20 protein-coding genes, 1 other RNA gene and 1 pseudogene are annotated in these 23119 nt (G+C 60.9%); 19 read left to right on the top strand and 3 right to left on the bottom strand.

Features of this window, described 5'->3' with window-relative positions:
* Window positions 1-220 precede the first annotated feature (220 nt).
* The 3 genes from rpsA (at window position 221) to DW180_RS05920 (ending at window position 3064) form a co-directional block, all read left to right on the top strand.
* On the top strand, window positions 221-1387 hold the full coding sequence (rpsA, locus tag DW180_RS05930) for a 30S ribosomal protein S1 (RefSeq protein ID WP_022095232.1): 1167 nt from the start codon (window positions 221-223) through the stop codon (window positions 1385-1387).
* Window positions 1388-1730: 343 nt separating this feature from the next.
* Window positions 1731-2092: RNase P RNA component class A (gene rnpB, locus DW180_RS05925), an RNA gene on the top strand.
* Between the two features lie 333 nt (window positions 2093-2425).
* On the top strand, window positions 2426-3064 hold the full coding sequence (locus DW180_RS05920; protein WP_199569901.1) for a YigZ family protein: 639 nt from the start codon (window positions 2426-2428) through the stop codon (window positions 3062-3064).
* A gap of 67 nt (window positions 3065-3131) precedes the next feature.
* On the opposite strand, the gene DW180_RS05915 is transcribed toward DW180_RS05920, so the two are convergent.
* Entirely contained in the window at window positions 3132-3650 is a 519-nt protein-coding gene (locus DW180_RS05915) for a C-GCAxxG-C-C family protein (RefSeq protein ID WP_118237907.1), read from the bottom strand.
* 158 nt (window positions 3651-3808) lie between these two features.
* On the opposite strand from DW180_RS05915, the gene DW180_RS05910 reads away from it, so the two are divergent.
* From DW180_RS05910 to DW180_RS05895, 4 genes and pseudogenes are all read left to right on the top strand, one after another.
* Window positions 3809-5092, top strand: coding sequence for an O-acetylhomoserine aminocarboxypropyltransferase/cysteine synthase family protein (locus DW180_RS05910; RefSeq protein WP_118237905.1), 1284 nt, complete (start codon window positions 3809-3811; stop codon window positions 5090-5092).
* A 141-nt stretch (window positions 5093-5233) separates the two neighbouring features.
* Complete coding sequence (locus tag DW180_RS05905; RefSeq protein WP_118237903.1) at window positions 5234-6538, top strand: MFS transporter; 1305 nt, start codon at window positions 5234-5236, stop codon at window positions 6536-6538.
* Between the two features lie 156 nt (window positions 6539-6694).
* Window positions 6695-7273 carry a xanthine phosphoribosyltransferase gene (locus DW180_RS05900; RefSeq protein ID WP_118237901.1) on the top strand — a complete coding sequence of 193 codons (579 nt, stop codon included), beginning with the start codon at window positions 6695-6697 and terminating at the stop codon, window positions 7271-7273.
* A gap of 155 nt (window positions 7274-7428) precedes the next feature.
* Window positions 7429-7737, top strand: a pseudogene (locus DW180_RS05895) (peptide chain release factor-like protein); the annotation flags it as partial.
* Window positions 7738-7824: 87 nt separating this feature from the next.
* Here DW180_RS05895 and DW180_RS05890 read toward each other — a convergent pair.
* On the bottom strand, window positions 7825-8787 hold the full coding sequence (locus tag DW180_RS05890; protein ID WP_118237899.1) for a diacylglycerol kinase family protein: 963 nt from the start codon (window positions 8785-8787) through the stop codon (window positions 7825-7827).
* A gap of 86 nt (window positions 8788-8873) precedes the next feature.
* Window positions 8874-10295, bottom strand: coding sequence for a chloride channel protein (locus DW180_RS05885; protein WP_199569899.1), 1422 nt, complete (start codon window positions 10293-10295; stop codon window positions 8874-8876).
* A 211-nt stretch (window positions 10296-10506) separates the two neighbouring features.
* On the opposite strand from DW180_RS05885, the gene glp reads away from it, so the two are divergent.
* From glp to DW180_RS05825, 12 genes are all read left to right on the top strand, one after another.
* Window positions 10507-11769 carry a gephyrin-like molybdotransferase Glp gene (glp, locus tag DW180_RS05880; RefSeq protein ID WP_118237956.1) on the top strand — a complete coding sequence of 421 codons (1263 nt, stop codon included), beginning with the start codon at window positions 10507-10509 and terminating at the stop codon, window positions 11767-11769.
* Between the two features lie 10 nt (window positions 11770-11779).
* A complete protein-coding gene (locus DW180_RS05875; RefSeq protein WP_118237897.1) occupies window positions 11780-12259 on the top strand; it encodes a molybdenum cofactor biosynthesis protein B in 480 nt (159 codons plus the stop codon).
* A gap of 203 nt (window positions 12260-12462) precedes the next feature.
* The gene (gene modA, locus DW180_RS05870) at window positions 12463-13338 is read left to right on the top strand and encodes a molybdate ABC transporter substrate-binding protein (protein WP_118237895.1); all 876 of its coding nucleotides are present in this window, start codon (window positions 12463-12465) and stop codon (window positions 13336-13338) included.
* A gap of 221 nt (window positions 13339-13559) precedes the next feature.
* A complete protein-coding gene (gene modB, locus DW180_RS05865) occupies window positions 13560-14849 on the top strand; it encodes a molybdate ABC transporter permease subunit (protein WP_233545198.1) in 1290 nt (429 codons plus the stop codon).
* Window positions 14850-14852: 3 nt separating this feature from the next.
* Complete coding sequence (locus tag DW180_RS05860; protein WP_118237891.1) at window positions 14853-15923, top strand: sulfate/molybdate ABC transporter ATP-binding protein; 1071 nt, start codon at window positions 14853-14855, stop codon at window positions 15921-15923.
* 429 nt (window positions 15924-16352) lie between these two features.
* A complete protein-coding gene (locus DW180_RS05855; protein ID WP_117584066.1) occupies window positions 16353-17636 on the top strand; it encodes a double-cubane-cluster-containing anaerobic reductase in 1284 nt (427 codons plus the stop codon).
* Between the two features lie 150 nt (window positions 17637-17786).
* Entirely contained in the window at window positions 17787-18950 is a 1164-nt protein-coding gene (locus DW180_RS05850) for a double-cubane-cluster-containing anaerobic reductase (protein ID WP_118237889.1), read from the top strand.
* Window positions 18951-19104: 154 nt separating this feature from the next.
* Window positions 19105-19869 (top strand): acyl-CoA dehydratase activase, encoded by a 765-nt coding sequence (locus DW180_RS05845; RefSeq protein ID WP_118237887.1) that lies wholly within the window; start codon window positions 19105-19107, stop codon window positions 19867-19869.
* Window positions 19870-19939: 70 nt separating this feature from the next.
* The gene (selD, locus tag DW180_RS05840) at window positions 19940-20989 is read left to right on the top strand and encodes a selenide, water dikinase SelD (protein WP_369831523.1); all 1050 of its coding nucleotides are present in this window, start codon (window positions 19940-19942) and stop codon (window positions 20987-20989) included.
* Between the two features lie 58 nt (window positions 20990-21047).
* A complete protein-coding gene (gene yedF, locus DW180_RS05835; RefSeq protein WP_118237883.1) occupies window positions 21048-21674 on the top strand; it encodes a sulfurtransferase-like selenium metabolism protein YedF in 627 nt (208 codons plus the stop codon).
* Between the two features lie 19 nt (window positions 21675-21693).
* Complete coding sequence (locus tag DW180_RS05830) at window positions 21694-21945, top strand: DUF3343 domain-containing protein (protein WP_117765837.1); 252 nt, start codon at window positions 21694-21696, stop codon at window positions 21943-21945.
* Complete coding sequence (locus DW180_RS05825; protein ID WP_118237881.1) at window positions 21942-23081, top strand: aminotransferase class V-fold PLP-dependent enzyme; 1140 nt, start codon at window positions 21942-21944, stop codon at window positions 23079-23081. The genes DW180_RS05830 and DW180_RS05825 overlap by 4 nt, the downstream gene beginning before the upstream one ends.
* The last annotated feature ends 38 nt before the right edge of the window (window positions 23082-23119 follow it).

Below are 23119 nucleotides of genomic sequence, written 5' to 3'. Positions count from 1 at the left end.
GACAGCTGTCCATAAGATTACGAAAAAGTCTCCACACGAGTAAAAAAACGCAGTTCACGCTTGAAATCGAACTCATTTCCCCGTAACCTATACGAACGTGATTGCATAAGCGTCACATTAGTATCTGTCGGCTCCCGAGTGTTCCTAAACGTTGTGTGCTTGTCGCACCCTTCTGTAGGTCCTAGCAATCGGGGCCCCGTAGTTCGAAAGGGGTCCACCTTTGAGTGAGATTCAGAACTCGTCCATTTTCTCTCTTGACGATGTCAACGAGGAGGAGATGAACAACCTCATCGACGGTACGATTACCGACTTTGATGAGGGCGATCTCGTTAACGGCACTGTAGTTAAGATCGAGCATGACGAGGTGCTCGTTGACATCGGATTCAAGTCCGAGGGCGTTATCCCGGTCCGCGAGCTGTCCATCCGCAAGGACGCTAACCCTGCAGACATCGTTGCACTCGGTGATCCCATCGAGGCTCTGGTTCTCCAGAAGGAGGACAAGGACGGTCGTCTGGTCCTGTCCAAGAAGCGTGCCGAGTACGAGCGTGCTTGGAACCGCATCGAGGAGAAGTTCAACTCCGGCGAGAACGTTGAGGGCGAGGTTATCGAGGTTGTCAAGGGCGGCCTGATTCTCGACATCGGCCTGCGTGGCTTCCTGCCCGCTTCCCTCGTCGACCTCCGTCGCGTCAAGGACCTCACCTCTTACATGGGCACCCGCATCGAGGCCCGCGTCATCGAGATGGACCGCAACCGCAACAACGTCGTCCTCTCCCGTCGCGTCGTGCTCGAGGAGTCCCGTAAGGCCGAGCGCTCCGAGATCCTGTCCAAGCTCAAGTCTGGCATGCGTCTCCAGGGCACCGTTTCCTCCATCGTCGACTTCGGCGCCTTCGTCGACCTCGGCGGTATCGACGGCCTCATCCACATCTCCGAGCTCTCCTGGAACCACGTCAACCATCCTTCCGAGGTTGTCAAGGTCGGCCAGGAGGTCGAGGTCGAGGTTCTCGACGTCGATCTCAACCGCGAGCGCATCTCCCTGGGTCTCAAGCAGACCACCGAGGATCCGTGGCGCGCACTGGTCAAGAAGTACCCCGTCGGCGCTATCGTCGAGGGCACTGTGACCAAGCTTGTCCCGTTCGGCGCTTTCGTCGACCTGGGCGAGGGCATCGAGGGCCTGGTGCACATCTCCGAGATGGCCAACAAGCACGTCGATCAGCCTTCTCAGGTCACCCACGTGGGCGACAAGGTTCAGGTCAAGGTCATGGAGATCGACCTCGACCGTCGTCGTATCTCCCTGTCCATGAAGTCCGCTGCTGAGACTCTGGGCGTCGAGATCGAGGTTACCCCGCTGCCTTCCGAGAAGAAGGACGAGGAGACCGACGCCGAGTAAATCGGTTTGACGATCACTTGTTTTAAGGGATCCGTCCGCAATGGACGGGTCCCTTTTTTGCATTTGTTGTTGAGGTACGCGATGCTGCCCGTGCGCAATGCTGCCCTGGCTGTTCGCAGACTATTGGGTTGTCTGTGCATGAAAAATGCCGACATCCCGCCTCGGGGAGGAGGCGGGAACGCACCGAGTAGACGGAGAGGTGCGGAGCGCGGTCGCGTCTCGACTGGCGACGTTGCCCATCGACACCCCTATTGTACTGCATAGCGCGGTTCTTGGTTTATCGTGTCGAACGCTTGTGTTGTGCCATTGCCTGCGGCAACGGTGTGCTACACTCTTGCACTGCTGAGTGGGCCAAACGGTCGCGCGATGTGCTGCTTGCAGCACGCGTGAGGAAAGTCCGGGCTCCAGAGGGCGGGATGCCGGCTAACGGCCGGGCGGAGTGATCCGACGGAAAGCGCCGCAGAAAAGAAGACTCCCACCTGCGCCGCAAGGCGTAAAGGGAAAAGCTGAAACGGTGGTGTAAGAGACCACCAGCGTCGTGGTAACACGGCGGCTTGGCAAGCCCCATCCGGAGCAAGCGCGAATAGGAACGCTATGGGCCGGCCCGGTCCGCGTTCGGGTAGCGTGCGTGGAGCTGCATGGTAACGTGCAGACAAGATAAATGACCGTTCACGACAGAACCCGGCTTACAGGCCCACTCAGCACTTTGTTGACGCTGCGAACCCGTCAGTGCGGCAATCTGCCTTTCAAGCCTTCGGGCATGACCTTAAGGTCAATGCCCTCGTCTTTCAAGGCACTTTGCTCGCGCTGACGGGTTCTCGCCTTCGACGGCGTCAGCTGGCCGATTTGGCGCTCATTCGTCGGTCGCCGCCATAAGGCGTGCTCCCTCCTCTTTCGGGCCAAATCGACTCAGCTGACGCCGTCTCGCTGTTTTTGCCTGGTCATTGGCGTTGCCGTTCTATTTACTGGGGTTATCGGTACGGCCTTTGCCGTATTATTGAGGCTGTTTGTTGCTGCGCTTTATTCTATTGAGGGGCTTTGTTGGACAGCTATTTTACTCTGCAATCGAATAATGAGGCTACGGGCGAGTTTGTGGACCGCAAGAGCCGGTTTATTGCCCAGCTGGTCCATATTGAGTCCGAGGATGAGGCGAATGCCTTTATCGAGATGGTTCGCAAACGTCATTACGACGCTCGACACAATGTTCCCGCGTGGATTTTGGTCGATGGGCGCGAGCGCCAGAGCGATGATGGTGAGCCGAGCCGCACGAGCGGCATGCCGACGCTCGAGGTGCTGCGCGGTGCGGGGCTCAAAAATGTTTGCTGCGTGGTGACGCGCTATTTTGGTGGCACGCTGTTGGGGCCTGGTGGCTTGGTGCGCGCCTATACCGCGGCAACGCAGGCGGCGGTGGCCGAGGCTCAGGTGTCCGGGCAGATCGTCGAGATGACGAGTGTCGTGCCGGTTGATGTGCATGTGGCCTATCCACAGTATGAGCAGGCGCTTCGCTTGGCGCAGGATTCGGGTGCCAAGGTTTCGGATACCGATTACGCGGATGCCGTGACACTTCACTTGGTGTTTAAGGCGGGGGAGCAGGAGCCATTTTGCGCCAAGATGCGCGAGCTTATGGCGGGGCGCGAGGAGATTGAGGTCGGCGCTCCCGAATATGCCGAGTTCTAACGGCGACGGCCGGCGTGCTTTTGGATGGATCCCAAGCGCGCCGGCCGTCGTTTTATGCCGCTGGTGTTTACTCGGCGAGCTGCTTTAGCATATCGCAGGCGATCTCGATGGCATCGTCGATGCAGCCGGGGCAGCTGCGGAGCGGACCCTTATCCGACCGGATGCCCTTGAGCGTGCCGCAGACGGTCGTCGTGTTCTTTTCGCCAAAACGCTTGGCGATCTCGCGCGACAGCTTGTAGGTCTGGCCCTTGGTCTTTGGGTTTTCCATGCCGTCGCTCATTACAAAGCCCATGATGGCCACGGCGCCCGAGATGGCGCCACAGGTTTCGGTCATGCCGCCCATGCCGGCGCCAAAGCCCTCGGTGAGGGTAAAGGCGACCTGGGGGTCGAGCCCGACGGCGGGCGCGAGCGTGCAGGCGACGGCCTGGGCGCAGTTAAAGCCGCGGGCGTGGTATTCGGCAGCCTGAGCCTGACAGGCGTTGATGTCGAGCTGGGCCGTATCGATTTGCTTCATCGTTGTCTCCTTGGTCACGGTGTACCCGCCTATGGTACCCGTGACGGTGCGTGTTATCATCGAGAGGTTCATGGATGCCTCATTTTTATCTATCGAGCAAATGCCCAAGACTTGAGATGAATACCCTTGATCAATTTGTCCCATAACCTACCTTGGTGATGGGTTGAGAGGGGTGCAGGGTAGCGGTATCGTGAACCGAATAAAACGTAACCCAGGCAAGGGAGCAAGATATGAGCGAGCAGACCATCGGTACCACATGTGTTCAGGGCGGCTATCACCCGGGAGATGCGGAGCCGCGCCAGGTGCCCATCTACCAGTCCACCACGTGGAAGTACGACACTTCGGAGCACATGGGCAAGCTGTTTGACCTAGAGGAGTCGGGCTATTTCTACAGCCGTCTGCAGAACCCCACGTGCGATTTGGTTGCCGCCAAGATCTGCGAGATGGAGGGCGGTACCGCTGCGATGCTCACGAGCTCGGGCATGGCTGCGAACTTCCTCGCGATTTTTAACGTGGCCGGTGCCGGCGATCACGTGGTCGCAAGCTCTGCCATCTACGGCGGTACCTACAATCTGCTTGCCCATACCATGGGTCGTATGGGCTTGACCTGCACGTTCGTTGCCCCCGACTGCACCGACGAGGAGCTCGAGGCAGCCTTCCAGCCCAACACCAAGCTCGTCTTTGGCGAGACGATCGCCAACCCCGCCCTTGCCGTGCTCGATATTGAGCGCTTTGCCAAGGCCGCGCACGACCACGGCGTACCGCTGATGGTCGACAACACCTTCCCGACGCCCGTGATGTGCCGTCCCTTTGAGTGGGGCGCCGACATCGTCACGCATTCCACTACTAAGTACATGGATGGCCATGCGGCCTACCTGGGCGGCGTGATCGTCGATCACGGCCAGTTTGACTGGATGGCCCATGCGGACAAGTTCCCGGGTCTCACCACGCCCGACGAGAGCTACCACGGCGTGACCTATGCCGAGAAGTTCGGTCGCGAGGGCGCCTTCATTACCAAGGCCACCGCGCAGCTCATGCGCGACCTCGGCCCCATGCAGAACCCGCAGGCGGCCTTCTTCCTGAACAGCTCGCTCGAGAGCCTGCACGTGCGCATGCCGCGTCATTGTGAGAACGGCCTGGCCGTTGCCAAGTTCCTGCAGAGCCACCCCAAAGTGCGCTTCGTGAGCTATCCGGGCCTGGAGGGCGACAAGTACTACGACATGGCTCAGAAGTACATGCCCAACGGTACCTGCGGCGTCGTGAGCTTTGGCTTTACCGGTGGTCGTGCGGCGGCCGAGACCTTTATGAAGAGTCTTAAGCTCGCCCAGATTGCCACGCACGTGGCCGATGCCCGCACCTGCTGCCTGCACCCGGCAAACGCCACCCATCGCCAGATGAACGACGAGGAGCTCATCGCCTGCGGCATCTCCGCCGACATGGTGCGCCTGTCGTGCGGCCTTGAGGACACGGCCGATCTGATTGCCGACCTTGAGCAGGCGCTCGAGCAGTGCTAGGCTAGCGTGCGTGCGAGGCGTGGGACGGCTTTTCGGCTGACGACGTCCTCATAGTTCCGATTCCGTAGGCGGGACCCCGATCGTGACCGTTTGTAGGCGATTGGGGTCCCATTTTTGCGTTGCACGATAGAAAGGATATACATGGAGAAAACTGCCGAGCAGCTGCGCCGCGAACACATTGCCCTGGAGGGCGACACCCACGGTAAGAATAAATGGGCGATTCTGTTCACCGTGCTCGTCATGACCTTTATGGCGTGTCTGGATGCGAGCATCGTGACGGTGGCGCTCCCAGTGATGCAAAAGGAGCTGGGGGTGGGTCTCGACCGCATTCAGCTCGTGAGCTCGGTGTATCTGCTCGCGACGTGTGTCGCCATGCTGCCGTTTGGCCGCTTGGGCGATGTGCGCGGCAAGGTGAATGTGTTCCAGCTTGGTGTAATCGTCTTTACGGGTGGCTCGTTGCTTTGCGGGCTTTCGGCTTCGCTCGAGGTGCTTATCTTGGCGCGTTTCGTGCAGGGCATTGGCTGTGCCGCCGCGATGGCCAACAATATGGGCATCATCACCGAGTCGTTTCCGGCGCGCGAGCGCGGTCGTGCCATGGGTATCCTCGCGACCTTCGTGGCCCTCGGCATGATGTGTGGCCCCGTGCTCGGCGGCATGCTGGTGGCAAGTTTTCCCTGGGAGAGCATCTTCCTCATCAACCTGCCCATTGGCGTCATCTCGTTTATCGTGGGGCTCTACACGCTGCCGCATGTTAAGCCGGAGGCCGGCAAGCGTCCCATGTCCATGATCGAGGCCGCTCGTCGCTGCTTTGCAAATTCGGCCTTCACCATCAACCTAGCCTGCATGCTCATCGTGTTCGTTGGCATTGGCGCATCCGAGTTTATTCTGCCGTTCTATTTCCAGGATGCCCATGGCTTTAGCTCCGATATTTCCGGACTACTCTTTTTGGCGCTGCCGATGGTGAATGCCTTTATCGGCCCGCTTTCGGGTACGGTTTCGGACCGTGTAGGCTGCGAGGGCCCCACGGCGGTCGGCCTGGGCGTGTACGTATGCGGTCTCTTTGCGGTAAGTACGCTTGACGAGCACTCTTCCATCCCAGTGATCGTGTGCTGTGTCGCGTTTATGTCGTGCGGCACGTCGATTTTCCAGAGTCCCAACAACTCGCTGTACATGGGTTCGGCTCCGCGCGAAGCGCTCGGCTTTGCGGGCAGCCTGGGCAGCCTGGCGCGCTATGCGGGTATGGCAGTGGGCATTACGGCGGCGTCGCATATCCTGTATGGGCAGATGAGTGTGGCGATGGGCGAGGCCGTGACCAGTTTTGTTGCAGGCCGTCCGGATGTGTTCCTGTTTGGTTTTCGTTCGGTGTTCTACGTGCTCATGGCTGTGGCGGCAGCGGGCTTTGCGCTTGCCATGGTGCGTTTGGTGAAGATGCGCGCCCGCCATTAGCGTGTTGGGAGGCTGTCTGCCACGTATTCGCGCCGTCTCGAAAACTGGTTTGTGGTGCGATGCGGCTTGTGGGGCGGGCGGGGGTCGGTCCGTGGTAGACTATCGAACAACGTTTATTAATCGCGCGGTATCGTTGCCGCGAGAAGGGGTTGCGCCATGCAGGAGCTTGAGGATCGTATTCGCCATGACGGCATCGTAAAGGCCGGTAACGTCCTTAAGGTTGATGCCTTCCTCAACCACCAGTGCGACGTTGAGCTGTTCGACCACATGGGCGCCGAGTGGGCCCGTCTGTTCAAGGGTGTCGAGATCAACAAGATCCTGACGATTGAGGCTTCGGGCATTGGCATGGCCTGCATCGCAGCTCAGCATTTTGGCGGCGTGCCGGTGGTCTTTGCCAAGAAGGCCCAGTCCATTAACCTCGACGGCGAGCAGTATGCTACGACCATCTACTCCTTTACCAAACAGAAGGAGTACCCGGTTATCGTGGGCAAGCGTTTCCTGTCCGAGGGCGATAAGGTCCTGATTATCGACGACTTCCTGGCCAACGGCTGCGCTCTTGAGGGTCTTATCAAGATCTGCGAGGCCGCGGGTGCCGAGGTGTCCGGTATTGGCATTGCCGTGGAGAAGGGCTTCCAGGGCGGTGGCGATAAGCTCCGCGAGCGCGGCTTCCGCGTCGAGAGCCTGGCCCGTATCGCCGATATGGACTGCGAGACCGGCGAGATCACCTTCGCCTAAGCGCGCAACACAAGCGATTGGTATTCGATGTGACAAAGGGACTTTCCCTTTGTCACATTTTTTGTATGAGGGGAGGTGTTGATATGGATGAGAACAAGATGGGATGGCGTGAGTATGCGCGCTATGCCGAGATGTCGGCCGAGGAGTTGGCGCGCGATTGCGAGGTGCAGGTGTTTCGCGCGACGGGTCCGGGCGGACAAGGCGTCAACACGACGGACTCGGCGGTGCGCATGAAGCATGGGCCCACGGGGATTGTCGTGACGGCGCGCGAGAGCCGTAGTCAGTTTCAGAATCGCAGCTGCTGTCTGCGTAAGCTGCGCGCTGAGCTTGAGCGTCGCGGGCGTCCACCGCGCCGTCGCGTCAAGACCAAAGTGCCACAGCGCTCTCGCCAGCGCAGGCTCAACGATAAGCACTTCAACGCGATTAAAAAGGCCAACCGTCGCAAGCCGGGCGGGGAGGAATGATCTTCTCAATAAGTTGCGGTGAAATAGGGACTGTTTTGCGGCTTTGGCTGCATAAACAGTCCCTATTTCACCGCAACTTAGGTGAAGCTAGCGGGTTGGGTGCCAGACTTCGAGGACGGCGGGAAGGATGTCCACCTCGATGCGCGAAGCGACGATGGGCTCGCCGTCGGCCTGAATGGGGTAGTCGGGCTCCTCGAGGGTGAGCTCGGCATGGCGGCAGCGGCGCATGCGAACCGGCGGCAACTTGGTATGGTGGCCGTCCTTGGCCGAAAGAAACATAGGCAGGGCAATCGCGCGAGGGACGGGGCCGCAGGCGTAGCAAACGTCGAGGATGCCATCGCACGGGTCGGCGTCGGGACAGATACGATAGTCCGAACCATAGGTGGGCCCCAGCTGGATGGCCATGATGATCGCCCTCACGCGCTCGGCGGGCGCACCGTCAAAGCTGACTGTCATGGGGTAGTTGCGATAGCGCAGGCCAAACTGCTCAAGTCCCGAGAGGGTGTAGAGCGGAGCGCCCGCCAGGCCAGTCTTTTTGCGTAGCTCGGTGGTGCCCAGGCCGATGGCGGCGTCAATACCGACGGAGAGCGTCTGGTCGTAGTACTCAACGGCAGCCTCGCCGTTGCCGCTCGCAGGGTTCCATGAGTGAATGCGCCCGATGTCCTGACGTTGCAGCTCGCAGGTGAGCAGCGCGCCAAAATCCTTGCCGGAGAAATCGTCGATACCGAGCGTTTGGGCAAAATCGTTGCCGGAGCCCACGGGCAGGACGGCAAGGGCGGGGCGGGCGTCCTGTTTTTGCGCCATGAGTCCATTGACGACCTCGTGAATCACGCCGTCGCCGCCAAGGGCGATAACGGTGCGATAGCCCTGAGCCTGTGCGGCCAGCTTCTTGGCGTGTCCCATACGCTCGGTCAGCACCAAGTCAAACTGGGATGAGCGCGCGGTCATGTCTAAAAAGCGCTGCAGGCGCTCAGCGACCTCGCGCGCCGCACCCGACTGGGCGGCTGGGTTGGCGATGATGAGCGTGCGACCAAAATCAGTTGCGTGCATGGGGCGACTCCCGGCGTGTGACATGACAGTGCGGTCGCGCTCAGGTCGAATTGCCCCCGATTGTGGCTGCACGGCGATTATTACATCTACTCTATCAGGTCGTTGTGGCGCTCGATAGCATCCGCTACCGTACCGCCCTCATCCACAATAAGCGAACGGCGCTTGGGTGAGATGATGCGCTGGGCGGGGTACACGCCGCGGTGTCCGCCGGTTAGGTAGCTGATAAAGGCCACGATGACAAAGAACCCGGCAGCCGTGCCGTGGAACAGGTCGATGGCCATCATGCAGGTGGTGATGGGCACGTTGAGGCCGGCGCAGAACACACCGAGCATGCCGAGAGCCGCCAGAAAACTGGGGTCAAGCCCGGTAAGGCAACCGATCCAGCCACCGAGTGCCGCACCGATGCCAAACAGGGGCGTGACCTCGCCGCCTTGGAAGCCCGCGCCCAGGGTAAGCGCTGTGACGACCAACTTGATGGCTGCGTCCGCCAGGGTGGTGTTGCCGGCAAACCCGGCGCCGGAAAGCCACGTGGAAAGGCCGGCGTAGTCCCAGGCGTCGAGGAGGGCATAGGCGGCCAAAACCACGAGTGCGCCTATGAGTGCGCGGACGAGGTAATTGGTGATAAAGCGACCGTACAGGCTTTTGACGGTTCGAACCGACCAGGCAAAGAGGCGTGCCGTCAGGCCGAAGATAATTGCGCTGATAACAACGATGGCAACCGTCCGTGGTGTCATGTTGGGAACGCTGGCGATGACATTCGCCTCGTACTCGGTTCCCAAGGCGAGCGATGTAAAGTAGCCGGTAAATGAGGCGACGAGGCAGTAGATGCCCGCAGTGTAGTCGATCTTGCCGATAAAGCACATCTCCATGCCAAAGAAAGCTCCGGCAAGGGGCGAACCGAATACGGCGCCAAAGGCCGACGAGATGCCGGCGAGCATAAGATCGTGGTGGTCATGCTTTTTGAGGTGGGCGAGGCTCGAGATGTTGCTGGCGATGGTGCCACCAATCTGCACCGCAGCTCCCTCGCGACCGGCCGACCCGCCCGTTAGGTGCGTGAGCGTGGAGCAGACGAAGGTGAGGACGGCCATGCGCATATGGATGAGGCGTGTGCCCAGAGCGGAGTCGATGACCAGGTTGTTTCCGCGTTTGGCGGCAAGACCGTGGTTTTTGTACACCCATGCGGTGGCAACGCCCACAACGGGAAACAGTGCGTAAATCCATGCATGGTGCTCGCGATAGTCGGTCGCGATATTCAGCGAGGCCAAAAACGCCCAAGCGGCAACGCCCATGGCAAGCGAGACGATAACGACGAGTACGAGCAACTTGGCGCTCGCGAGTAGGTTGCGGGCGTTGCGGCGCGTGTCGGCAGCCAAGAGATGCTCGGAGCGGGTGAGCTGTTGCCTGCCTGCCATGATTACGTCATTAAGGGAGAAAAAGCCGCCGTCGTCGAGCGACTGAGAATGATCCTGCGCTTCGTTTGCGCTTTCGGGTTTGTCGGTAAAAGTCATACGTTCCTCTTTTGGGTTGCAACACGAGCATTATAAAACGCGGTAAACGCGACGAGCCGGTGGGTTGGTTTTGGTTTTGTTTCGCGGCTTGCGGCCGACAGATGTATTTGCGGGTACAGGCCAAGTCGCGGTCGCGCGCCGAGGGATTATACTGAGATAAACATAAAGAATCGGCGCTTTTGTTGTGCGCCGCAGCATGCTAGAGGTGTATATGGCTGAGAAACTCATTCCGTTGGAGGACGCACAGGCGATCGTCTTGTCGCACGTGAATCGCACCGAAGTTGTCGAGATTCCCGTGTGGCAGGCGGCCGGTCTTCCCCTGGCCGAGGACGCCACGGCCGATATCGACATCTCTCCGTTTGCCAACAGCGCCATGGATGGATATGCCGTGCATGCCGTCGTCCTCGCCAAAGCGTCCACCAATGCGCCCGTGACGCTTTCCGTCGTGGGGCACGAAGCCGCGGGCCATGTGTTCGATGGCGTAATCGCCCCGGGCGAGACGGTCCGCATCATGACAGGCGCGCCGGTGCCCGAGGGTGCGGATGCTGTGGTGAAATACGAGATCGTCGAGGTGCTTGACGGCGACGGCAACGAGGGCTCGCACGTGAGCTTTTCGGCGCCTGCTAAAGTGGGGGAGAACGTTCGCTCTGCCGCCGAGGAGGCCCATGCCGGCGACGTCGTGATGCGTGCCGGCGAGGTTGTGGCCCCGGCCGGCGCTGGCCTGCTGGCAAGCGCCGGTTACGCGAGCGTGAAGGTCCATGCCGCTCCGCGCGTGGGCATTATCTCGCTGGGCACGGAGCTGGTCGCGCCGAGCGAGCTGCCGGCACGCGGGCAGATTCGCGATTCCAACTCCTCGGCGTTGATGGCCGAAGCGCTCGATGCCGGCGCCGAGCCGGTGTTCTATGGCATTGCGCCCGATGATGAGCAGGCGATTGCCGAGCTGGTGCATCGCGCCGTGCAGGAGTGCGATTTTGTCATTACGAGCGGCGGCGCCTCTGCGGGCGATTACGACTACGTGACGGCGCTGGTCAAGCGCGAGGGCGAGGTGCTCTTCGACCGCATCTCGATGCGTCCTGGCAAAGCCATCACGTTTGGCCTGCTTGGGGGCAAGCCGTATTTGGGGCTTTCGGGCAATCCCGCGGCGGCGTATGTGGGCTTTGAGATGCTCGCCCGCCCCGCGATCCGCAAGATGCGCGGCTTTGCCGAGGGTACGCGTCCCGTGCAGCAGGCGATATTGACGCACGGCGTGAAGAAGCGCCAGGACCGACGCTTCTTCGATCGCGCCACGGTTTTGCGCGACCCCGAGACCGGTGAGCTGTTGGTGACCGAGGCCAAGACGCAGAATTCGGCGCTGCTCGGCACGATGCAGCGGGCCAACTGTCTGCTGCGTATTGACGAAGGGCCGTGTGAGCTCAAGGCAGGAGATGTCGTGGACGTTGTTCGCGTCGACCTGCCCGAGGGCGCCGTGTTGTAGGAGGAATGCTGTGGAGCTGAAGATATCGATTGTGACGTGCTCGGATACGCGTGATCTTGCCCAGGACGAGGCTGGAGCCGCACTCGAGGAACTTATCGAGGCACAGGGCTGGACGGTCGCCTCACATGTGGTCGTGCGCGATGACGTCAGCGAGATTGGTGATGCCATTGTGGAAGCCTCCGATGAGTGCCACGCCAATGTCGTGCTCACCTGCGGCGGCACGGGTCTTTCGATGCGCGATGTGACGCCCGAGGCGACGCGTGCCGTCTGCGACCGCGACGTACCGGGTATTGCAGAGGCAATTCGTGCGTACTCGATGACCAAGACGCGCCGCGCCATGCTCTCGCGCGCTATTTGCATGCAGCGAGGTCATACACTTGTCGTAAACTTTCCCGGTTCTACGAAGGCCGCCAGCGAAAGCTGGGAGGCCATAGCAGACCAGCTGGAGCATGCGGCTCAGATGACAGCGGGCGGCGGACATACCAACTAAGCGGTTTACCTGCGACGGGGCGACCTGAACGGCTGCTCCGCCTTTGTTTTCCACCGAAGCGACGCCGAGGTGCACGCTAACTCGAAACTATATTCTCTGACGAGAATAATTTCTCACTATCATTATTCGCGCGAAAGTATAATCTGATTGCAGATTATAGCCCGCGGTGGGGTACCCGGGCACAAGGTCCGAAAGGGTTGAATATGTTCGATATGGTTTCTCGCCGCGGATTCGTCTCGCTTTCTGCTGTCGCCGCTGCCAGCCTTGGTCTTGCCGGCTGCTCGGGCAGCAAGACGTCCGAGCCGGCCGGATCCGATGCCGGCTCTGCCAAGGCCTCTTCCAAGAAGGAAACCGTCGAGCTGCAGGTCTTTGCCGCCAACTCGCTCGAGAAGGCACTGCCCGAGGTCCAGGAGCTCTACACCGACCAGACCGGCACCACCTTCGCCGACACGCAGTTTAAGGCGTCTGGCGACCTTGTCGAGCAGATGCGCGCCGGTGCCGCCGTCGACGTGCTCATCACAGCCTCCAAGGGCACCATGGATGACGCCGAGACCGCCGAGCTCGTCGACGCCGATACGCGTGAGGACATGTTCGTCAACGACCTCGTGATCATTCGCGCTGAGGGCTCCGACACCAAGATCGAGGCCATCGCCGACGTCGCGAATCTGGACGGCAAGATCGCCATCGGCGACGCCAAGACCGTCCCCGCCGGCAAGTACGCCAACCAGGCCTTAGCTTCTGTGGGTCTCTACACCGGCACCGAGGGCGACGACGGCGAGTATGCTCCCGAGATTGCCGACAAAGTCGCACTGGCCGACAAAGTTGGTACTGCCGCCGCCTATGTGTCCACAGGCGACTGCGTGGCTGGTTTTGTCTACAGCTCCGATATCTTCCGCTATGACGGCATCGAGGAGGCCTTCGTGTGCCCCGAGGACTCGCACAAGCCCATCGTGTATCCCGGTGCTGTCGCCGATAGCTCCGAGCACGCCGACGAGGCCAAGGCGTTTATCGACTTTTGCCTGTCCAACAAGAAGGCTCAGAAGATTTGGGCTAAGTACGGCTTTGAGCTTTCCGAGTAGTGCGGCTTGGCGCGATAATTCCATCGTTTTGTGTTTCACTTCGTCCTTGTATTCGCTTGGAGCTTTTCGTGCTTAATAGATTCAGCATGCTTGTCGCCTGTGCTTTGACCTTCGCGCTTTGCTGGGTGCCGGGATTTGCGTTTGCTGGGGTCGCTGAGGACGGGGCCCAAGTTGCTGCGACCGCTCATGGGCTTTCCTATGGGATTGAGGGTTTTGAGCGGTTGGCCAAGGGGACTGCTCGTGCCATGGAGGGCCAGCCTGAGGGCTACCGGTTTCCCGTTGACGAGGACGTGGACCTTGTAGTGGCGCCTGCTGCCGATCGCGTTGTGGTGTGGATATCGCCCAAGGCGGCCGAGAAGTATGGATTGGATCCGCAGGACAACGAGTGCATATCGGGTCTCAAGGCCCTCGTCTGTGAGCTCGACAGCGCAAACTCCATGGGAGGTGCGCAGCTGGGGGACGTTGATCTTCCTTGGTATGTTACGGCGGAAACAACGTTTGATGCCGGCGGGTATACCTATGGCTTTGATGTGCGTGGTGCGGATGGGGACCGCTATGTGGTGATTGCATCGGCCTCGGGTGATGCCAAGGGCGGCGCGCGTTGGCTTGATAGCGCTCAAATGGTAGAAGCATCGTCTGTCGTGTTGCGGGATGAGCGGGGGCCCTTGACCTCTCTGGCTTCCTTTTTGGGCGACATCGACTATCGCCCGTTTTGGGTGTCCATCAAAACGAGCGGCCTTGCCCTGGTGATCTCCTTTGCACTGGGCCTGTTTGCCGCGTGGAAGACTATGGGTACCTCGAGTCGCATCAAGGGCCTGCTCGATTCGGTCTTTACGATTCCTATGGTGCTGCCGCCCACGGTCTGCGGCTTTCTGCTCCTCATGCTGTTTGGCCGCTCGACCGGGGTGGGCCAGTGGCTCATCGCGCATGGCGTCTCGATTGTCTTTACCTGGCCCGCGGCGGTGATATCTGCCGTGGTGGTGTCGTTTCCCCTGGTCTACCGTACGGCGCTCGGTGCCTTTGAGAGCCTTGACACGCAGATGCTCGATGCCGCGCGAACCCTGGGATGGTCCGAGCGTCGCATCTTTGCCAAGCTCATGATGCCGCTCGGCTGGCCCTCCATCGCCGCCGGCGCGGTGCTTGCCTTTGCCCGCGCGATGGGCGAGTTTGGCTGCACCCTGTTCTTTGCGGGCAACTACGCCGGCATTACCCAGACCATCCCCATCGCCATCTACTTTGAGTGGATGGGCGGCAACACGTCGGTGGCCCTCTTTTGGGTCGTCGTCGTGATCGTGTTTAGTTTCCTGGTCATTTTGTTCATCAACATGTACACGGCGCATTCTCAAAAGTATCGCGAGCGCGGTCTCTCCCGTGCGGAGCGCAAGCAGGCCAAAGAGCTCGCCGGACAGGGCGATTCGCTTGACCCGGTGGGCGGCGATGCCTTGCGCATCGATCGCGAGGCGCTGGCCGAGCTTATGCGCGATGACGCGGCACCGCAGGGAGGTCGATAAGCTATGTCGCTCGTTTTGGATATCAAAAAGCGCTATCCCGGCTTTACCCTCGACATTCAGCTCGATGCCGGCGAGGAGCGTGTGGCGCTGCTCGGCGCCTCCGGATGCGGCAAGAGCTGCACCTTGCGCTGTATTGCCGGCGTGGAGACGCCCGACGAGGGCAAGATCGTCGTCAACGGCGTGACCTTTTTTGACTCGGTGGCGGGCATCAATCTGTCGCCCCAGGAGCGAAAATGCGCCCTGATGTTTCAAAACTATCAGCTGTTCCCCAATATGACGGTGGCCGATAACGTGTGCGCCGGCGTTGAGGGTGCAGGCGACGCCGCGGCGCGTAAAAAACTTGCCGAGCGTTACCTGGGCATCTTTGGCCTAGCCGATTTCGCCGACCGCTATCCCGCGCGCCTCTCGGGCGGCCAGCAGCAGCGCGTGGCGCTCGCGCGCATGGTGGCGGCGCACCCAGGCATCTTTATGTTTGACGAGCCCATGAGCGCGCTCGATGCTTACCTCAAGAGCGCGCTCGAGCAGAACATGCTCGACCTGTTCGACGTGTGCAACCGCACCGTGCTCTACGTGAGCCACGACATCGACGAAGCGTGCCGCCTGTGCCAGCGCATCTGCGTGATGCACAACGGGCACGTTGAAGAGATCGGTTCTGTCGAGGATGTGGTTCGCCGCCCGCAGACACTGGCGGCGCTGCGCCTGACGGGCTGCAAGAACACAAGCCGGGCGCGCAAGATCGGCGACGAAGAAGTTGAGGCCCTCGACTGGGGCATGACCTTTAACGTGGGACGCGAGGTTCCCGATGACGTGGCGTACCTGGGGATTCGCGCAAGTTACTTCCATGTTGACAATCGTGCCGAGCGGGGCCGCAACAGCTACGATTTGCACGTGGCCCGTGTGAGTGATTCGCGCTTTGAGCGGCTGGTGCTGTTGGACGTGCCACGTGTTGATGCACCCACGCGTCTGCAGTGGAAGGTCAACAAGGTGAGCGTGCCTGTAGAGGAGTTGCCGCAGGCGGGGGAGACCTTGCGCATGCATTTTGATGCGAGCAGGATTCATTTGGTTTGTCGATAGCGCCGGGTAATGCCGTCGGGGATATAAGCCTCGGCGGCTTTGTTTTTGCCGTTCGTCGAATGAGAGATGACAAATTCTTATCAATCAGGATAATAATTTATTAAAGGCGGCACACGACGCTGTCGTACGAATGTCAACGGTGTTCGCATGGTCGATGACCGTTGATATAGTTGACCTTAACTTGTAAAGGAGGGTGCGCACATGCCGCAGACGACATACATTTGCCGCGTTGCCGCGCGTGCCCTATATATCGCTCGGAGCCGCATATGAGCAGGTATGTTCACGGCTCCGGGAGAGACGACGCACAACTAAATAGTCAACCGCAAAGCAGGTTCCCCAAAATTCCGGGCTTGAGCACGGCAGGGCAATCGCCGCCCGTCGTGCATCGATATCGCTGTTATCCGTTTTTGGTTCGAGAGGGGAACCGTCATGGCTGAAGAATTTGATTTCCATCCGATGTGGGAGAGCCTCGGCATGAATCTTGCCGACCACGACATGCTGCTGGGCGCCGTGGGCCAGATGTACGGCGATATGTTCTTGACGCAGAACAATCGCCCCAAGTCCACGTCCTACCTGGACTTTGTGGCCACCAACATCCACAGCGGCCGTATTAAGGAGATGCTCGACAAGAAGGAGGCCGGCGAGGCCACCAAGATCGTCGGTTCGTTCTGCGTGTACGTGCCCGAGGAGATTGTGCTTGCCTGCGACGGTATTCCCGTGGGCCTGTGCTCGGGTGCCGATTGGGCAACCGATAAGGTCGAGGAGCATCTGCCGCGCAACACCTGCCCGCTTATCAAGAGCTTTGCCGGCTTTAAGCTGGGCGAGGTCTGCCCCTACATTGAGTCGAGTGACTTGGTGGTAGGCGAGAACACCTGCGATGGCAAGAAGAAAGCCTACGAGTTCTTTGCCACGCAAAAGAACATGTACGTCATGGATATTCCCAACGTACACGACGAGTCGACGCTCGTGACCTGGAAGGCCGAGGTCAAGAAGCTCGCCGCCAAGATCGAGGAAGAGTGCGGCGTCACGATTACGCCCGAGCGTCTGAAGGCCGCCATCCACGCCGTCAATGAGAAGCGTCGCGCCCTGCAGCGCCTCGCTGCCACGCGCGCTGCCGACCCTGCGCCCATCAGCGGTCTTGACAGCCTGCTGACCGTTCAGGCCGCCTTTATGGACGACACGCCACGTCTGACCGGAGCCATTAACGATATGGCGGCTGAGTGCGAGCAGCGTGTCGAGGCCGGCGAGGGCGTGGCGCCCAAGGGGACCAAGCGCATCCTGTACACCGGCACGCCCATGGCCGTGCCCAACTGGAAGCTGTTCAACCTCATCGAGAAAGCCGGCGGCGTTGTGGTAGGCGAGGAGTCCTGCACGGGCTCGCGCTACTACAAGGACCTGGTCGACGAGTCCGGTGAGACGGTGGACGAGATGCTCGATGCCATCGCCGAGCGCTACTTTAAGATCAACTGCGCCGTCTTTACGCCCAACGACCAGCGTATGAAGGACATTGTCCAGATGGCCAAGGACCTGCATGCCGACGGCATTGTCGACGTGGCTCTTCAGTTCTGCACGCTCTACGAGATGGAGTCGTTTGCCGTGGAGAAGGCCGCCGAGGAAGCCGGCATTCCGTTTATGCACATCACGACCGACTACGCCGGTGAGGATGCAGGCCAACTGCAAACCAGGATCGAGGCCTTCCTGGAAACCATTTAGGGCTATCCGTCCCGGCGGCTTTCCCAGGCATCCGATCTTGCCGTTCAAACCGTCGCTTGCGTGCGAAAGTACGCGGCGCGTCTCTTTCACGGCAACCTCGGGCACCTGGGAAAGCCGCTTCCTTGGTTGGTTAAAAGGTTTAGGAGTTATATGTCGGAAAATATTGAGCAGCCGTTGCCCAGCACGTTTGAGGAGTTCAACGAGCAGCGCAAGGCGGCGTTTATTCGCGTTAAGGATTACAAGCAGGCGGGTAATCGCCTGGTCGGCTTTTTGTGCAGCTATACGCCGCTCGAGATTATCGATGCCGCGGGCGCCTCGAGCGTGGCTCTGTGCGGTACGTCCGACGAGGTGATTCCCGAGGCCGAGAAGGTGCTGCCGGCAAACCTCTGCCCGCTCATCAAGTCGACGTATGGTTTTGCCTATTCGCAAAAGTGCCCGTTTACGTACTTTAGCGACATGATCATCGGCGAGACCACCTGCGACGGCAAGAAGAAGATGTACGAACTGCTGGGGGAGCTCAAGCGCACGCACATTCTGCACCTGCCGCAGGGTCGCGATCGCGCCTACGAGCGTGAAAGCTGGTACGAGGAGTGCCGCCTGCTCAAGGAGGAGCTCGAGAACTTCTACGGCATCACGATTACCAACGATGACCTGCGCGCTGCCGTCCGTCGTCGCAACCGCCTGCGTGCCGCCCAGCTCGAGATGTTTGCGCTGCAGGCTAACCAGCCGGCGGCCATGAGCGGCGTCGACCTGATGAGCACTATGTTTGCCGGTACGTTCAGCTTTGATATCGAGGCCTATACGCAGCAGCTGGAGCAAAAGGTTGCCAAGCTGCGCGAGGCCTACGACGCGGGCGAGCGCCCGGTTGCGGCGGATGCCAAGCGCGTTCTGATCACCGGCTGCCCGGTGGGCGGCGTGATCAACAAGATAGGCCGTACTATCGAGTCCAACGGCGGTGTGGTCGTGTGCATGGACGACTGCTCGGGCGAGCGCACGGCGGCCATGATGATCGACCCGGAGGCTCCCGATATCCTGCGCGCCATCGCCGACCGCTACTTGGACATCAACTGCTCGGTCATGACGCCCAACGACGGTCGTATGGAAAACACGCTGGCCATGTGCGAGAAGTATCATGTCGATGGCGTGGTAGAGAGCGTGCTACAGGCCTGCCACACCTTTAACGTGGAGAGTGCGCGCATGCAGGAGGCTGTCGAGGGTGCGGGTATTCCGTATATGAAGATCGAGACCGACTACAGCAACGGTGACATGGGCCAGATCGAGACCCGCATCGCCGCCTTCATCGAAACCCTCTAGCTTCCTCAGGCACCGGATCTTGCCCCTCAAACCGTCGCTTGCGTACCAAAGTATGCTGCGCTCCTCTTTCAGGGCAACCTCCGGCACCTGAGAAACCTAGAGCCAAGGCGCCTGAACGCGCCGCTACCTTTGATGTTTAGATTGGGAGAGAGCCATGATAGGGATCGGGATCGATATCGGGTCTACGGCGGCTAAGGCTGCTGTGGTCGACAGGGAGGGTTCGGTGGCGTGGACGTGCGTGCAGCCAACCGGGTTCTCCTCGGTCGATGCGGCCGAGCGCCTACGCGGTGAACTCGCCGCAGCCGGCTATGACGTGACGGGCGACGATGTTCGCGTGGTCGCGACTGGCTACGGCCGTGTTGCCGTGCCCTATGCACACAAGGTTGTGACCGAGATCACCTGTCACGGCACCGGTGCCGTGCGTCTGTTTGGCGACCATGGCACCGTGATCGATGTGGGCGGCCAGGACACCAAGGTCATTCAGCTTAAAAGTGGCCGCGTGGCCAAGTTCGCCATGAACGACAAGTGCGCTGCCGGCACGGGGCGCTTTTTGGAGATCATGGCCGACCGCCTAGGCATTTCCCAGCAGCAGATGGCCGACCTGGCGCGTTCCGGCGAGCCTACCAAGATCAGCAGTATGTGCACGGTATTTGCCGAAAGCGAGGTTATCAGCCTGATCGGTCGCGGTGAGCCGCGCGAGAACATCGCACGTGGCGTGATCGACAGCGTGGTCTCGCGCGTGGCGACCATGGCTGGGCAGGCCGCGGGCGCCCCGTACTACCTGACCGGTGGCCTGTGCGAGAACGCCTACGTTGTGGAGCGGTTGGGCGAGCTACTGGGGTCGCCGGTGACCACATCGCCCCAGGCTCGCTTTGCCGGTGCCATCGGCGCGGCGATTCGCGCGCAGGCGCTCAATTAATGCATCCGCCCCAGGCTCGCATTCATGCGTATACTGGGAGAAAATGATTGACCGATGAGAGGAGGTATCGATGGCTGACGATCAGATTAAGCTCACGTCTATGACTGCCGCGAGCGGTTGAGCCGCTAAGTTGGCTCCTGGAGCCCTCGCCCAGGTCCTGGGCGACTTACCCAATGTGCATAACGACAACCTGCTCGTGGGGTTCGATACCTCCGACGATGCGAGCGTCTTTCGCGTTGGCGACAACTTGGGCCTCGTACAGTCCATCGACTTCTTCCCGCCGATGGCCGCCGACCCGTTTCTGTTTGGCCAGATCGCCGCGGCCAACTCGCTTTCGGACATCTACGCCATGGGTGGGCGGCCGAGCCATGCCATGAACCTGCTGTGCATACCTAGTTGCCTGGGCGTTGAGGTTGCGGGGCAGATTTTGGCGGGTGGCGCCGACAAGTGCGTCGAGGCCGGTTGCGCCATCGCGGGAGGCCACACCATCAACGACGACGAGCCCAAGTACGGCTTGTCTGTGAGCGGCTTTGTCGCGCTCGACCGCATGCTCGCCAACAGCGGCGCGCGCGTGGGCGATGTTCTGCTGCTGACCAAGGCGGTTGGCTCGGGCATCATCACCACGGCCATTAAGGGCGAGCTCATCGAGCAGGACGAGGCCGCAGCCATGTTTGACTCGATGCGGACCCTCAACGAGGCGCCGATTCGTCTGGCTGAGGGACTTGAGCTTCACGGCTGTACCGACGTCACGGGCTTTGGGCTGATCGGGCATGCGTGCGAGATGGCCGAGGGCTCGGGCGTGCAGATTGAGCTCGCGTCGGGGGCGGTGCCGCTCTTTGACCAGGTGCTCGATATGGCGCGTCTGGGCATTATCCCCGCGGGTTCCTACCGCAACCAGGATTTCTTTGGCCCGCGCGTGGCTGCCGACGAGGACCTGGAGCCGGGCATGCTGGATGCGCTGTACGATCCGCAGACGTCTGGTGGCCTGCTTATCGCGGCGCCTGCTGCCGATGTGGATGAGCTTGCGCGTCGTCTGCATGCCGAGGATCGCATCGCCGCCGTTATCGGTCGCGTGTGCGAGGCGGTGCCAGGCGGCCCTGCCGTCCGCGTTGCCCGTTAACGACACGTTTATTGAACTATGCACCGTTCTAGAACAATTAATTCGAAAGGAAAAAGCTATGTCTACCAAAATTGAAGTCAATGCCATGGGCGATGCCTGCCCGCTGCCCGTCGTCAAGACGCTTAAGGCACTCAAACAGCTTGACGGCGAGGGTGCCGTGGTGACCTCGGTCGATAACGAGACCGCCGTCAAAAACATCTCCAAGATGGCGCAGGAGAAGGGCTGCACGGCCTCGGTCGAGAAGGTTTCCGACGCCGAGTGGCACGTGACCGTGGCGACCTTTGGCGCCGTTGCCGTGGCCGATCCCGAGCAGGATGGCGCTGCCTTCTGTGATGCCAGCGCCGGCAAGGGCAAGCTCGTCATTTCCGTCTACACCGACTGCATGGGCCGCGGCGACGACGAGCTGGGCCACAAGCTCATGAAGGCCTTCATCTTTGCCGTGACGCAGCAGGAGGAGCTGCCCGCGACCATGCTGTTCTATAACGGCGGTGCCAAGCTCACCGTAGAGGGCTCTCCGGTGCTCGACGACCTGAAGGGCCTGGCCGAGCAGGGTGTCGAGATTCTCACCTGCGGTACCTGCCTCGACCACTATGGCATTAAAGACCAGCTTGCGGTGGGCGAGGTAACCAACATGTACGTGATCGTGGAGAAGATGGAGCAGGCCGTGCGCGTCGTGCGCCCGTAGCGTATTGGTTGGAGTTGCCATGAGGGAGAAGCGCCCGGCGCTTGTCATCACGTTTCCCACCACGGCGGCCGCCATGGGCTGCGAGTCCCTGTGCATTGAGCGCGGCCTTCCCGGGCGAACGATTCCCGTGCCCGGGGAGGTCGCTGCCGGCTGCGGTCTGGCGTGGAAGGCGTTGCCTGCCGATGAGGAGCTGCTGCGCAGCGAGCTTGCCGCGGCGGGCGTTCCCACCGAGGGCTATACCGTGATTGATATGTGGGAGGTCGTGCGATGATCTACCTGGATAACGCGGCGACGACCATGCACAAGCCGCAGGCGGTCATCGATGCCGTGACGCAGGCGATGTGCTCGCTCGGCAATGCCGGGCGCGGCGCCACGTCGGGTGCCCTCGACGCGGCGCGTGCCATCCACGGCTGTCGCGCCAAGCTTGCGCGCTTGCTGGGCTGCCCGCGTGCTGACCATGTTTGTTTTACGCCCAACTCCACCGCGGCGCTCAACACCGCCATCAACGGGGTGGTGTGCCCCGGCGACCGCGTGGTCACGACGGTGCTTGAGCACAACTCCGTGCTACGTCCGCTCAATCGCTTGGCGGCAGAGCAGGGTGTGACCGTTGAGCATGCGGGCTGCGACGCGAACGGCGTGCTCGACTACGACGAGCTCGAGCGGTTGGTCACGTCGGGCACGCGTGCCGTGGTGGTGACGCATGCCTCCAATGTGACTGGCAACGCCGTTGACATCGCGCGCGTGGCGGCCATGGCCCATGCTGCCGGCGCGCTTGTGATCGTCGATGCCTCGCAATCTGCCGGCACGGCGCATATCGACATGCAAGCCATGGGGCTCGACGTGGTGTGCTTTACCGGCCACAAGGGACTCATGGGTCCGCAGGGAACCGGCGGCCTGGCCGTGGCGGAGGGCATCGACGTGGCTCCCTGGGCCATGGGCGGCACGGGCGTGCACAGCTTCGATGCGCTGCAGCCGCGGGAGTGGCCCACGCGCCTTGAGGCGGGCACGCTCAACGGTCACGGTATCGCCGGCCTTTCCGCAGGCCTTGATTTTATCGAGGCACAGGGTGGGGTCGAGTCGATTGCTGCCCACGAGCGTGCGCTCGCTGATCGCTTCCTTGCCGGTGTACGCGAGATTCCAGGGATTAAGCTCTACGGTGCGTTTGACCAGCCCACACGCTCGGCGATCGTCTCGCTCAACGTGGGCGATATCGATTCTGCCGAGATCTCGGACGCGCTCATGCAAGGGTGGGGGATTGCGACGCGCCCCGGCGCCCACTGCGCTCCGCTCATGCACCGCGCGTTGGGGACCGAGCGCCAGGGTGTCGTTCGCTTCTCGTTTGGGTATTTCAACACGGACGAGGAAGTTGACGCCGCGATTGAAGCTTTGCGCGATTTAGCTTGCTAAAGCGTATATACTTGCGGGATGGGCCTTTTGCCCGTCCC

It is taken from the genome of Collinsella sp. AM16-21 (assembly GCF_003471905.1).
Taxonomy (GTDB): domain Bacteria; phylum Actinomycetota; class Coriobacteriia; order Coriobacteriales; family Coriobacteriaceae; genus Collinsella.
This window is presented reverse-complemented; position numbering and strand designations above follow the sequence as displayed.

What these genes read in the sequence shown, in the direction of transcription:
- DW180_RS05915 (WP_118237907.1), bottom strand. Translation starts at nt 3,650, where the DNA reads ATGAACCTCTCGATGATAACACGCACCGTCACGGGTACCATAGGCGGG.
- DW180_RS05910 (WP_118237905.1), top strand. Translation starts at nt 3,809, where the DNA reads ATGAGCGAGCAGACCATCGGTACCACATGTGTTCAGGGCGGCTATCAC.
- DW180_RS05905 (WP_118237903.1), top strand. Translation starts at nt 5,234, where the DNA reads ATGGAGAAAACTGCCGAGCAGCTGCGCCGCGAACACATTGCCCTGGAG.
- DW180_RS05900 (WP_118237901.1), top strand. Translation starts at nt 6,695, where the DNA reads ATGCAGGAGCTTGAGGATCGTATTCGCCATGACGGCATCGTAAAGGCC.
- DW180_RS05890 (WP_118237899.1), bottom strand. Translation starts at nt 8,787, where the DNA reads ATGCACGCAACTGATTTTGGTCGCACGCTCATCATCGCCAACCCAGCC.
- DW180_RS05885 (WP_199569899.1), bottom strand. Translation starts at nt 10,295, where the DNA reads ATGACTTTTACCGACAAACCCGAAAGCGCAAACGAAGCGCAGGATCAT.
- glp (WP_118237956.1), top strand. Translation starts at nt 10,507, where the DNA reads ATGGCTGAGAAACTCATTCCGTTGGAGGACGCACAGGCGATCGTCTTG.
- modA (WP_118237895.1), top strand. Translation starts at nt 12,463, where the DNA reads ATGTTCGATATGGTTTCTCGCCGCGGATTCGTCTCGCTTTCTGCTGTC.
- DW180_RS05860 (WP_118237891.1), top strand. Translation starts at nt 14,853, where the DNA reads ATGTCGCTCGTTTTGGATATCAAAAAGCGCTATCCCGGCTTTACCCTC.
- DW180_RS05855 (WP_117584066.1), top strand. Translation starts at nt 16,353, where the DNA reads ATGGCTGAAGAATTTGATTTCCATCCGATGTGGGAGAGCCTCGGCATG.
- DW180_RS05850 (WP_118237889.1), top strand. Translation starts at nt 17,787, where the DNA reads ATGTCGGAAAATATTGAGCAGCCGTTGCCCAGCACGTTTGAGGAGTTC.
- DW180_RS05845 (WP_118237887.1), top strand. Translation starts at nt 19,105, where the DNA reads ATGATAGGGATCGGGATCGATATCGGGTCTACGGCGGCTAAGGCTGCT.
- yedF (WP_118237883.1), top strand. Translation starts at nt 21,048, where the DNA reads ATGTCTACCAAAATTGAAGTCAATGCCATGGGCGATGCCTGCCCGCTG.
- DW180_RS05830 (WP_117765837.1), top strand. Translation starts at nt 21,694, where the DNA reads ATGAGGGAGAAGCGCCCGGCGCTTGTCATCACGTTTCCCACCACGGCG.
- DW180_RS05825 (WP_118237881.1), top strand. Translation starts at nt 21,942, where the DNA reads ATGATCTACCTGGATAACGCGGCGACGACCATGCACAAGCCGCAGGCG.